The organism is Caldifarcimen microaerophilum, assembly GCF_055387105.1.
On sequence record NZ_AP038914.1, the window covers coordinates 366,007 to 377,276 of the forward strand.

10 protein-coding genes and 1 tRNA gene are annotated in these 11,270 nt (G+C 61.1%); 6 read left to right on the forward strand and 5 right to left on the reverse strand.

Features of this window, described 5'->3' with window-relative positions; translation table 11 throughout:
• Nucleotides 1-4: 4 nt before the first annotated feature.
• The 5 genes from AC6HU3_RS01715 to AC6HU3_RS01735 form a co-directional block, all read right to left on the reverse strand.
• A complete protein-coding gene (locus tag AC6HU3_RS01715; protein ID WP_497474113.1) occupies nt 5-274 on the reverse strand; it encodes a DUF3276 family protein in 270 nt (89 codons plus the stop codon).
• Complete coding sequence (mnmA, locus tag AC6HU3_RS01720; protein ID WP_497474115.1) at nt 211-1,317, reverse strand: tRNA 2-thiouridine(34) synthase MnmA; 1,107 nt, start codon at nt 1,315-1,317, stop codon at nt 211-213. The genes AC6HU3_RS01715 and mnmA overlap by 64 nt, the downstream gene beginning before the upstream one ends.
• Nucleotides 1,314-2,474, reverse strand: a complete 1,161-nt coding sequence (locus AC6HU3_RS01725) for an NAD(P)/FAD-dependent oxidoreductase (protein ID WP_497474117.1) — start codon at nt 2,472-2,474, stop codon at nt 1,314-1,316. The genes mnmA and AC6HU3_RS01725 overlap by 4 nt, the downstream gene beginning before the upstream one ends.
• A complete protein-coding gene (locus AC6HU3_RS01730) occupies nt 2,471-3,616 on the reverse strand; it encodes a DegT/DnrJ/EryC1/StrS family aminotransferase (protein WP_497474119.1) in 1,146 nt (381 codons plus the stop codon). The genes AC6HU3_RS01725 and AC6HU3_RS01730 overlap by 4 nt, the downstream gene beginning before the upstream one ends.
• A 42-nt stretch (nt 3,617-3,658) precedes the next feature.
• Nucleotides 3,659-3,741: transfer RNA gene (locus AC6HU3_RS01735), tRNA-Leu, on the reverse strand.
• Between the two features lie 411 nt (nt 3,742-4,152).
• Here AC6HU3_RS01735 and AC6HU3_RS01740 point away from each other — a divergent pair.
• The 6 genes from AC6HU3_RS01740 to AC6HU3_RS01765 all read left to right on the forward strand — a co-directional run bounded on the left by AC6HU3_RS01740 (nt 4,153) and on the right by AC6HU3_RS01765 (nt 11,263).
• Nucleotides 4,153-5,940, forward strand: coding sequence for a hypothetical protein (locus tag AC6HU3_RS01740; protein WP_497474121.1), 1,788 nt, complete (start codon nt 4,153-4,155; stop codon nt 5,938-5,940).
• Nucleotides 5,941-5,990: 50 nt separating this feature from the next.
• Complete coding sequence (locus tag AC6HU3_RS01745) at nt 5,991-6,299, forward strand: hypothetical protein (RefSeq protein WP_497474123.1); 309 nt, start codon at nt 5,991-5,993, stop codon at nt 6,297-6,299.
• Nucleotides 6,300-6,341: 42 nt separating this feature from the next.
• A complete protein-coding gene (gene purC / locus AC6HU3_RS01750) occupies nt 6,342-7,376 on the forward strand; it encodes a phosphoribosylaminoimidazolesuccinocarboxamide synthase (RefSeq protein ID WP_497474125.1) in 1,035 nt (344 codons plus the stop codon).
• Between the two features lie 21 nt (nt 7,377-7,397).
• On the forward strand, nt 7,398-9,173 hold the full coding sequence (locus AC6HU3_RS01755; RefSeq protein ID WP_497474127.1) for a lamin tail domain-containing protein: 1,776 nt from the start codon (nt 7,398-7,400) through the stop codon (nt 9,171-9,173).
• A 96-nt stretch (nt 9,174-9,269) separates the two neighbouring features.
• Nucleotides 9,270-9,941 (forward strand): AAA-type ATPase lid domain-containing protein, encoded by a 672-nt coding sequence (locus AC6HU3_RS01760; protein ID WP_497474129.1) that lies wholly within the window; start codon nt 9,270-9,272, stop codon nt 9,939-9,941.
• A gap of 119 nt (nt 9,942-10,060) precedes the next feature.
• Entirely contained in the window at nt 10,061-11,263 is a 1,203-nt protein-coding gene (locus AC6HU3_RS01765) for a citrate/2-methylcitrate synthase (protein WP_497474130.1), read from the forward strand.
• Nucleotides 11,264-11,270 lie beyond the last annotated feature (7 nt).

Here is an 11,270-nt window from a genome sequence, read left to right on the forward strand (position 1 = left end):
GACATCACTCCATGGAGGAACCGTTCTCAGGTGCAGCGGACTGGAGAGCGGGGGAGCCTCCCTGCATCATGTCAAACACCTCGCTGAGGGCGTTCCGGAACTTGTCCACATCCTCCTGGAAAATCATGATCCGGTGTTTGACCGTTTCCCCATCGGCCGTGCGGCGCTTCTCGGAGATCACGAGGTAGTATTCCCCCCGGCGGTTCTGCTTCACGTCGAGGAAATAGATGCGATGACCGGCGAGGATCCTTGTGCTGTAGACGGCTTGCTCCATGACTCTCCTCCTTCCCTCAAAAGGTTCACAACCACACCGGCCCCCACAACCCGGGTCCCGTCATACACCACCGCCATCTGACCCGGCGCCGGGGGCCATACCCGGTCCTCAAAGCGTATCCGCCAGAATCCCCCCTCCTCCTGGACGAGCTCCCCCTGAACCCCGTGATGGGTCGAACGCACCTTGATACGATACGTTCCTTCCAGGATTCCCTTCGTGAGCATGCGAACCCGGAGTTCCTTCACCCACACGGCCTCTTCGGGGCCCACCACCACCACGTTCCGCTCCACGTCCACATCCACCACATAAGCCCGGTATCCGAGGGCCACCCCCAGCCCCCGTCGCTGCCCCACCGTGAAGAGGGCGGCTCCGGGATGCTGCCCCACCACGTTGCCTTCAAGATCCACCACCGGCCCCGGGCGAAGGACAAGCCGGTTCTGAAGGAATTTCCGGACATTTCCCTCCGCAAAACAGATCTCCTGAGACTCGATCCGGGACGCCGTGGGCAGGCGATGTTCCCGGGCGAGGGCACGAACCTCCCCCTTGGTTCGCGTGCCCAGCGGAAACAGGGTGCGGGAAAGGATCCCGGGGGAAAGAAGGGCCAGGAAATAGGACTGGTCCTTCCGGACATCCACAGCCTCATGAAGTGCGCCTTCCACGACCCGGGCAAAGTGTCCGGTGGCGATCCAGTCCGCCCCCACATCCCGGGCAAAGGACAGGAGCCGGGAAAACTTGAAAAACCGGTTGCAGAACAGGCACACGTTGGGGGTTTCCCCCCGATCATAGGCGTTCACAAAACCCCGGATGATATACCGGTCAAACGTTTCGCGAAGATCCACCACATAATGGGGAATGTCCAGCACGTGGGCCAGCCTCCGGGCGGCCTGGAGAGCCTCCACCCCGCAGCAGGTTTTCCGGAAACTCCCCCGATCGTCATACAGCCAGAACGTCACCCCGATCACGTCGTATCCCTGCTCTTTCAGGAGGAACGCCGCCACCGAACTGTCCACGCCCCCCGACAGACCCACCACCACACGCTTCACAGCAGAGCCTCCGGCAAAAACCCTTCTTTTGGCGTGAAGGAAAGATCGGGTGGGAAACGATCCGGAGCAAGGGGTTCTGGATCCAGTCTTGGCTCCATCCCGGTCATCCGGGCCGCCACCACCTGGGCCACCGCCGGCGCCCGCATGAAGCCCAGTCCGTTCATCCCCACCACCACCCAGAGCCCCTCCACACCCGCAAGAGGCCCCGCCAGGGGACGACGGTCGGGCGTGGCCACACACGGTCCCGTCCAGCCCCGCACGAACCCGGCCTGATCGGCCACCTGAACCCGATCGGGGAGCACGGTGGCCACTCGCTCCACAAAGGCGGTGTTGGCAGGGCGTTCTTCCAGGGTGTCCGGTGCCTCAAATTCCGTGCCGTCCCCCACGATCCAGTGGGTGGGATTCTCCGGCCGGGTATACACCCCGGTGTCCACATCGTGGAGCATGGGGGCATCCAGGGGTGTGGGAAACACCACCACACCCGCCTGGGTTTTGTAGGTGGCGATGGGGAGTTTCAGGCCCACCCAGTCCAGAAACATCCCCGTCCACGCCCCCGTGGCAAGCACCACCCGCGGCGCCTCCAGCAAGCCTTCTTCTGTGAGAATCCCGTGGATGCGTCCATCCCGGACGCGCAGCCCCTCCACCACGTTGAGGAGGGAAAACCGGACCCCGTGGGATTTCAGATACAGATAAAGCGAATAGAGATAGGCCGCCCCGTCCACATACACATCCTCCACCGACCAGATCCCCCCCTGAAGGTCGGGATGACGGAGCCAGGGCCATCGGTGAGCCACTTCTTCCGGCGGAAGGAACATGGCCGACACCCCTTCCCGGTGATACAGGGACAGCAGATCCCTCAGCACATCCCGGGTCCGGGGGGAATAGGACAGGCGAAGAAGGCCATACTCCCGCAGGCGAAGAACACCCTGGGAACGATCCGCCACATACCGGTAAAAATTCAGCGAATGACGGGCCAGTTCAATGTCATAGGACGTGTCATGCAGAAGGCTCACAATCCCCACCCCCCGACCGGAGCTCCCCGCACCCAGGAGGGCCTGGTCCACCACCACCAGGTTTTTCATCCCATACTGGTGAAGCCAGTAGGCCACGGAAAGTCCGGAAAGGCCCGCACCCACCACCACGGCGTCGTAGGTCATTCACGCCTCCCCGTGAAGAACGCCCGGATGGCGCCTGTGATCACATCCACGTCTTCATCGGTGAGGAAGGGATGCATAGGCAGGGTGAGAACTTCCCCGGCCATCTGTTCGCACACGGGAAACGCCCCCTGGCGATAGCCAAGGTCCCGCAGGGCCGGCTGGAGATGGGCCGGGATGGGATAGTGGATGCCCACCCCGATCCCCCGGGACATGAGGTGCTCGCGGAGAGCATCCCGCACATCGGCCGGGACCCGGATCACATAGAGGTGATACACGTGATAGGCCCAGGGAGCCTCCACCGGTGTGATCACCTCCAGACCCTGCAGAGACTCCGTATACCGGCGGGCAAGTTCCCGCCGACGCTCGTTCCAGGCATCCAGTTTGGGCAACTTCAGGTTCAGCACCACCGCCTGCAATTCGTCCAGCCGGCTGTTGGTTCCCACCAGGGTGTGGGTATATTTGTCCGTCTGTCCGTGAACCCGCAGGAGACGGAGGCGTTCGGCAACGTCGTCCCGGGAGGTGGCCACCGCACCGCCTTCTCCAAAGGCACCGAGATTTTTCGTGTAATAAAAACTGAACGCGGCCGCATCCCCCAGGCTCCCCACCGTTCGCCATTCGCCTTCCATCTGTATGCGGGCGCCGTGGGCCTGGGCCGCATCTTCCAGCACAAGGAGATCGTGTCGCCGGGCAAGGGGAAGGAGTTCGTGCATGGGTGCGGGATGACCGAAGAGATGCACCGGAAGAAGGGCGCGGGTGCGGGGCGTGATGGCCGCTTCCACCGCGCGGGGATCCATGGCGTAGGTGTGGGGGTCAATGTCCACAAGCACGGGCGTGGCGCCCACGTGGAGGATGGCCTCCACCGTGGCAAAAAAAGTGAAGGGGGTGGTGATCACCTCATCCCCCGGTCCCACGCCCAGAGCCTGGAGCGCCAGGTCCAGGGCTTCCGTTCCGCTTCCCACACCCAGGACATGCCGAACGCCCAGATATTCCGCGAAATCCCGTTCAAACCGCTGAATCTGGGGGCCCAGGAAAAGGCGCATGTCGTGGAGCACCCCATCCCAGGCCTGGAGAAGTTCCTCCCGGATGTCCAGATATTGTGCCCGGAGATCCACCAGAGGGATGGTTCGGGTCGTGTTCACCATGTTCCTCACCGTTTTGCGCGGGGTTGATCCATGGGGAAACGCTGCGAGGGGCGGGACTCGAACCCGCACGGGCAAAGCCCACCAGATCCTAAATCTGGCGCGTCTACCAGTTCCGCCACCCTCGCCCAGCGAAACGCGTCCATCGGCACGCATAAAGTGTACACGGTGCCGGGAGACCTGTCAAGGAACAGACTTACCCGTCGGTAAGTTACCTTGCGCCCTCTCAAACATTTGCCTCATTTGTGGAATCCCATTATCCCTTTCGGAAAAAGAAGTCTCAGTTTGAAATCTGGCCATTCGAGGAGAAAAGATCGGGGTACGTCAGCATCCCGAGAGACAGACGAGATGCCGGGGCGTTGGGATACCCGCGAGCCTGTAAGGAAGAGGCCGGTCCGAAAAAGGTAACGGATGGGGCATGGCGAGTGATATAACAGCGTCCCCCTTCCCCGCAACAGGCAGGGTAGAGCAGAGTTCGTTCGGGATCGCAGGGCCCATGAACTTGAAATTTCGGATCGATCGATATACTCTCCATAACGATGAAGGGACTTCTTGCCGGTCTTCTTCTCTCGGCCCTCCAGGTTCAGGGCGTGGCCGGGAAGAAGGGAGTGATGCTCGTCTTTGACGCCTTCGAGCCCGCAGGCATCCAGGAAGTGGGACTCCTGTTCCTCCCCTCCCGGGGGAAATCCTCCGGCGATCCCCTGGCCCGGAAGGTGTGCACCCTTTCGGGGAAAGCCCCTTCCATCTGTGCCCGCGCCCACACGGTGAGGGTGAAGCGTTTCCCCCTCCCTCCGGCGAGGCTTCAGGACACGGTGATGTGGGTGATGCGGGATGGGTGGAAGCGCGGGGCGGGAGAGGTGGGGCTGTGGGTTCGAGGGGTGGATGGGAAGGTGGAGGTGGGGTGGTTGAAGGAGGGGGTGGGCTTGCAGGTGGTGGGGGACACCTTCCGCTGGCCTTTTGCGGGCTATGATCCGGGGCAAAGTTACACCTATCCATGGGGCGTGTATCCCGATGTGAACGTGCAGTGGTTCAAGTTCTGGACATGGGGAGATATGTTTGTGACCGAAGTGAAATCGGCGGTGAGTGATGGTCGGCTGTATATGGCGAATGGAGGTGAGGTGCTGGAGGTGATGGATGTGGAGACGGGTGAGGTGGTGGATTCGGTGGAGATGGTGTCGAATGTGAATGCAGCGGTGCTGATTGGGGATTCGTTGCTGGTGGTGGCGAGCACGTTTGGGACGCTGGAACCGGAGAAAGACACGACGCTGAAGCTGTTTCGTTTGCCGGATCTGGAGCTGGTGTGGGGGATGACGGGGTTGAAAGCGGTGCAGTCGGTGATGGTGGTGGGGGACACGATTGTGACGGGAGGAGCAGGAGGGGTGAGGGCGATCACGGTGGACGGGCGGATCATTCAGCGCTGGCCGTTGTTTGGATGGATCCAGGTTCCGGTGCTGGTGTCGAACACGGTGCTGGTGGAGTGGGGGGAGGGGGGGAATCTGGTGTTTTATCGGTGGCCCACGGAGGATACGCTGTGGGTTTACCCGGCAGGAAGTGGGGATTTGCGCTCATTTCCTGATGATCCTAAGGGGGTGTGGGTTATGGAGTTTGACCGCCCTTTACTGCGGTTAGTCTTGCAGCAAAATCTTGTAGAAACGGTTTCGGTGAGTCCAGAATCCTACCCTAGCCTAGCATTTTGGCATGATACTTTGGTTGTTTCTGAGCTTTTCTGGATTTGGAATAGCCATCTTATTGGAAGCACACTCAAGGTGTGGGTTCCAAAAGGGTGCGGTCCTAGTGGATGGCAGGTAGAGGAGCGATTTTTTGTGTATATTGCAAAAGGGGGAGGAGGCCTCCTTTCGCTCAGCGGGGGAAAGAGTGGCCTTCCTGCAGTGTGGATGCCAGCACAGTATGGTTTCGTTGTTGATCCAAAGTCCATTTCTATAGACAGTCTTGGAAAGATGCCAGGCAACTGGGAAGAGTGGGAATACTTTGTAAGCAACTCTTTCTTTTATCCCCTGTTTTATCGTGACCTTGTCATTCATGCCAACCGGATGGGGCGGTTTGTGTTGCGGGGGCAGAGCCAACCGCCACCGGGATGGGGTGAGGTGGAACGTCCCGTCCGGCTGGTGGTGCTCCCCCGACGGGTTCGGGTGGAACACATGCCCGAAACGTGGGAGGGGGTGTCCTTCTGGCTTCAGGACATGCTGGGTCGCAGGGTGGTTTTGGGAACGGTGCGGGGAAGGGTGCTGGAGGTGGGGCCGTTGAAGCCGGGGATGTATCGCCTTCGCATCGGCAACACCTGGATTCGGAAGGTTGTGATTTTCTGAAGTTCTGGCACGATGTTGTCCCACCGCGCCACAGCCTGTATCCTTTTCCCATGATGATCGGACTGGTGGTCGCGTTTCTGGGGCTCGGGGTGCCCTCCCTGGAGCAGGGTGGTTCCACCACATCCGTCCAGATGGGATATGTCTCCGGCATCGGGAGTTACATGCAGGTGGACCGCACCTCCCGCATGGCCTTCGGAAACCACACGCTGGAGCTGGGGGTGGGTTGGTTCCGGCTGAGCGGCGAAAACACCCTGTATCTCCGCGGCCGGTGGGACTATGTCCGTCCCGGTTTTCAGATGACCGTGATGGGCTCCATGCCCCTGCTCCGGGAACAGGGCTTTCCCCGGTTGATCCCCTGAAGCGCAGAAGGATTGCGCTTTCTGGAGCCAGGAAGGTGATGGATGGGGAGTGTGAAGGATCTCGTTGTGCTCTCTCCCCCTGAACCGGACCGGACCGGCATCGGCCGGTTTTTCTTCTCCGACCGTTATTCCGTCTTTGACTGGGGCGAGATGCCCGACACCATTCCCGGCAAAGGCGCCGCCCTCGCCCTCATCGGGGCCTGGTTTTTTGAGGAGATGGGACGGCGGGGCATCCGCCATCATTACCGGGGACTGGTGGAACACGATCAGGTCCTTTCCCTTTCCCGTCTCTCGAACCCTTCCTCTGTCATGGAGGTCCGTCTGGTCCGGGTGATCCGCCCCTTCCGAACGGAAACGGGTTATGATTATCGGGTGCTGAAGAATGTGCGCGGAAACGTTCTCCTCCCTCTGGAGGTGATCTATCGCCGGGCTCTGCCGCCGGGATCCAGCGTCCACCGCAGGATTGCCCGGGGCGACCTGACCTGGGAGGACCTCGGGCTTTCCGGGCCTCCGGAAAGCGAACATCTTCCCCATCCCGTGCTGGATTTCTCCACCAAACTGGAGCCCCTGGACCGGTATCTCACACCGAACGAAGCCCGGGAGATTTCGGGGCTGTCAGACGAAGAATTCGCCCGCCTCCAGGAACTTGCTCTGGCCCTTGTCGAACTCATCACCGAACGCATGGCCGACCTGGGGATCGAAAATCTGGACGGCAAGTTTGAATTTGCCCTGGACGAACACCGGAACCTGATGGTGGTGGACGTGGTGGGGACCCCCGACGAATGCCGGTTTGCCTGGAACGGAATCCCCCTGAGCAAGGAACTCCTCCGGATGTATTACCGGAACACCCCCTGGTACGGGATGCTGGAGGACGCCAAATCCCGGGGGGTGGAGGACCTGCGCAAAGAGGTTCCCCCGCCCCCTCCCCTTCCTCCCGTGTGGCTTCAAACCGTTTCGGCCATGTATCAGGCCCTGGCCAACGCGGTCACGGGCCGGCGCTTTTTTGACGTTGCCCCGCTTCCAGAGGTCCTGGAACGGATCCGGGAACTTCTGTCTTCCCTTGAGAGGGTTGCATAAAAACCATACAGGAGGGTTTCGATGCTGCTTGTGCTTGTTCTTCTCCCCCTTCTGGACGGCCAGATTTCCCCGCAGGAGGGCTGGAACCTTCTGGGGGTGTCCACCATCACCGGCGCAACCATGGAAGGCGCGGATCTGGACAGCCTTTTCGGGGCGGTAGGTCCCGACAGTCTGTATCTTGCTCTCTCCACCCGGAATACCCAGAACTGGAACACGTCCTATGCCTTTGGACTGGACCTGGACGGGATCCCCGGAAACGGGTTTGACCTTCAGGAAGGAACACCTGACGCCCACGGACGGTCCATCACCTTCACCGACAGCCTCTATCTGGACAACCGCCTCTTCAGCCTGAGCGTGGACGCCGAACTGTATCTAGACTGGGATGCAACGCAAAACACGCTGACACCGGTCCTCTATGTCTGGGACGGTTCGGGCTTTGTCCCGCGGGGCGGGGTGAACGTGGCCTGGTCTTCGGATACGGGCGGTGTTCGGGTGCTGGAACTTGCCGTGGCCGTGGATTCCCTCGGGGGACGGGTGGCGCACCTCATCGCCTGGACCACCAGCACCACAGGATCTGCCCTGGACTGCATCCCCTCCGACGCCGCATGTTCGGACAACGCGGACGAATTCACGGACACCGACACCCTCACACGGTTTGTGCGGCTTTCCCCCTGGAAACGCCAGGGTGCGGTGATTTCGGAGGTGATGTATGACGCCCCCTCAGGTTATCCGGAACCCACCTCCGAATGGGTGGAAATCTTCAACCCCACACTGGACACCCTGGACCTTTCGTTTGCCGTCTTTTCAGATGATCCCAATCCCGGCGCAAGCGAGGGGTATGTGCGCCTCCCCGCCGACGCGGTGATCCCGCCGAACGGGTTTCTTCTGCTCGTCAACGACGCAGACACGTTCAGCACCTACTGGGGGAACCTTCTTCAGGATCCCCTGTATGCCGGAACGCCCGTGTATGCCTATGGTCCCTTCCGGGTGGGGTCCATCAGCCTGGCCAACACCGGCGATGACGCCCACCTCTTTCAGCCTGAATTCCCCTCCCCCTGGGACTCACTGCTGGAGACGGACGCCGTGTGGTGGGGGAGCGGTGGGGATATGGGTTCAGCGGATGCGGCCGTGGATGCCCCCGCGGGCTCGTCCATCGAGCGAAACCCCCAGAGCTATCCCGTCTGGTCGGGTCTCCCGGCGCAGGACTTCTTTGCCAACCCGACCCCTTCGCCCGGAAACCTGCCTCCTCAGGTGATGGACATCACCTTCCCCACGCCGGCCTCCGGGGGACGGTTTGTGGTGAGTGCCACGGTGAGAGACTTTCTGCCGCCGGGGGACGGTGTGGTGGCCGACACCCTGTTCTATCGGTTTTACACCACCGCCTCCGGATGGGGACCCTGGTTCGGTGCCCTTCGGGACTCGTCCCTTCTGGGCACAGCCTTCTACAGCTTTGACACCACCGCCACCGGTGCGGAATCGGTGCACTATTACATCGTGGCCGTGGACCTTCAGGGCGTGCGCTTCGGCGACACCGTGCTCACCGGCATCCGGACCACCGGGGTGGTGGAATCCCCGGTTTCCGGGGCTTCCGTTTTCCTCGTCCCCCATCCCCGTGGCATCCGGGTGGGGCCCCACTCCCGCCCCCTTGTCCTTGAGGTGTTTGACGCATCCGGACGGCGCCTTCTCCGGCACTTCCTTCCCCCGGCCAACCGCAGTCGTCTCCTGCCTCTTCCCCTGCCCCCTGGCATCTACCGGGCCCGGATCAACGAAAAGGCGATCCCCATCCTTCGTCCCTGAAACGGCGAGGAAGAAGTTCGGGGATTCTCAAATTTGAGACAAAGAGGTTGAAAATGCAGGGGGTTATTCTGGCAATGCTTTTGCTAAAACACTGGCATGACCTTCCTGGCTGTCTCGGAGAAGATGGTGCGCATCCGGGAATCCGCCCGCCGGCTGGCGGAGGTGGGGGATCCCATTTTGATTGTGGGAGAAGTGGGGACCGGGAAAGAGCACCTTGCCCGGTGGATCGCCTATCTCCGGGGGGACGAAGAAGCCTGGGTCCGGATCGACTGCCAGCAGACGTCCCATGAGGAGCTCTCCCGGTATTTTGATCAGTTTCCCCTCCGGGGGACCTGGTTTTTCCACCGGGTGGACGAAATGCCCCAGGATCTCCACCCCTGGGTTTTCCGGGCCCTGGAAACGCCTCCCATCCGGGTCGTGGGGAGTGCCTTGCCCGTGTTTCTCCAGACCGCGGAAAAACACCCGGCCCTGCGCCAGATCTTTTATCGGTTTGTTCACACCCTTCATCTTCCTCCCCTCCGGGAGCGTGCGGAGGAAATCCCCCACTTTGTCCGCTATTTCCTGAACAAATGGGATGCGCCGGATGTGGAGGTATCCCCGGAGGTCCTGAAGATCTTCATGGCCTATCCCTGGCCCGGCAACCTCCTGGAACTCCGGAACATCCTGTATCAGCTTCTCCTTGCCCACCAGGAGGAAAAGGTGATCCTCCCGGAGCACCTCCCCGGATGGTTCACCCGCCGGGTGCCCTTTCCGCCCAGTGGCCTTTGATTCCTGCTCATTCGGGGAAAAAGGTGTATACTTTATTATAGCACCTTGACAATAATATCTTTCCTACGCGTCAAGGTCCTTTGACCTTGGTGGAACTTTAACAAAAAAGGAGGCTGGTCATGTCCACGATTGAGGCTCCTGAGATCAAAAAGGGGCTGGAAGGGGTCTATTTCACCATCTCCAACGTGAGCGCCATCAACGGGCAGGAGGGAAAGCTGGTCTATCGGGGCATTCCCATTGAGGAACTTGCAGAGCACTCCAGCTTTGAAGAGACCTCCTTCCTCCTCATCGAAGGCAGACTCCCGAAGCGGGACGAACTGGAGGTCTTCACCCAGACCCTCCGCCGGAACATGGACATCCCCGGGCAGGTGGTGGACGCCCTCAGGAAACTCCCGAAAAGCACCCATCCCATGGACGCTCTTCGATTCGGGGTGAGTGCGCTGGTGGGCTTCGATGCGGAAGTGATGGATCCCCGGGAGGGGCTTGCCCTGATGAGCAAGGACGAGGAAGCCCGGAAAGCTTACTGGGAAAAGGGCAAGCGCATGGGGATCCGTCTGATCGCCAAGTTCCCCACCATCGTGGCCGCCTGGCACCGCATCCGTCAGGGACTTCCCGTGGTGGATCCCCTTCCCGATCTCTCCCACGCGGGCAACTTCCTTTATATGATGTTCGGTGAAAAACCCACCCCCACGGCAGAACGGGTGATGGACGTGGCCCTCATTCTCCATGCCGCCCACGGGATGAACGCCTCCACCTTCACGGCCATCGTGATCGCCTCCACCGCTGTGGACATGTACAGCGCCATCGCCGGTGCCATCGGGGCCCTGAAAGGACCCCTCCACGGCGGAGCCAACCAGCTGGTTCTCGCCCAGCTCCGGGAAATCCAGGCCCGGGGCGGTGTGAGCAAGATCGAGGAGTGGCTGGAGGACCTCCTTGCCAAGAAAGGCCGGGTGATGGGCTTCGGACACCGGGTGTACAAGGCCTATGACCCCCGGGCACGGATCCTGAAACGCTGGGCCGGGGAACTCGCGAAAGAGAAGGAGCGGGAGCTCTATGAGATCGCGGTGAAGCTGGAGGAGATCAACATCCAGAAACTCGGCCAGAAGGGCATCTTCCCCAACGTGGACTTCTACAGCGGTCTGGTGTACGGCGCCCTGGGCATCCCCACCGACTTCTTCACGCCGATTTTTGCGGTGGCACGGGTCTCCGGATGGGTGGCGGACGTCCTGGAATACTGGAAGGAGAACCGTCTCATCCGTCCGCGGGCCTGGTATGCCGACCAGGTGTGGGATCGCCCCTACGTGCCCATCAACGAGCGCTGATTTCGGG

What these genes read in the sequence shown, in the direction of transcription:
- purC (WP_497474125.1), top strand. Translation starts at nt 6,342, where the DNA reads ATGGGGAGTGTGAAGGATCTCGTTGTGCTCTCTCCCCCTGAACCGGAC.
- AC6HU3_RS01740 (WP_497474121.1), top strand. Translation starts at nt 4,153, where the DNA reads ATGAAGGGACTTCTTGCCGGTCTTCTTCTCTCGGCCCTCCAGGTTCAG.
- AC6HU3_RS01760 (WP_497474129.1), top strand. Translation starts at nt 9,270, where the DNA reads ATGACCTTCCTGGCTGTCTCGGAGAAGATGGTGCGCATCCGGGAATCC.
- AC6HU3_RS01715 (WP_497474113.1), bottom strand. Translation starts at nt 274, where the DNA reads ATGGAGCAAGCCGTCTACAGCACAAGGATCCTCGCCGGTCATCGCATC.
- AC6HU3_RS01765 (WP_497474130.1), top strand. Translation starts at nt 10,061, where the DNA reads ATGTCCACGATTGAGGCTCCTGAGATCAAAAAGGGGCTGGAAGGGGTC.
- AC6HU3_RS01725 (WP_497474117.1), bottom strand. Translation starts at nt 2,474, where the DNA reads ATGACCTACGACGCCGTGGTGGTGGGTGCGGGCCTTTCCGGACTTTCC.
- AC6HU3_RS01755 (WP_497474127.1), top strand. Translation starts at nt 7,398, where the DNA reads ATGCTGCTTGTGCTTGTTCTTCTCCCCCTTCTGGACGGCCAGATTTCC.
- AC6HU3_RS01745 (WP_497474123.1), top strand. Translation starts at nt 5,991, where the DNA reads ATGATGATCGGACTGGTGGTCGCGTTTCTGGGGCTCGGGGTGCCCTCC.
- AC6HU3_RS01730 (WP_497474119.1), bottom strand. Translation starts at nt 3,616, where the DNA reads ATGGTGAACACGACCCGAACCATCCCTCTGGTGGATCTCCGGGCACAA.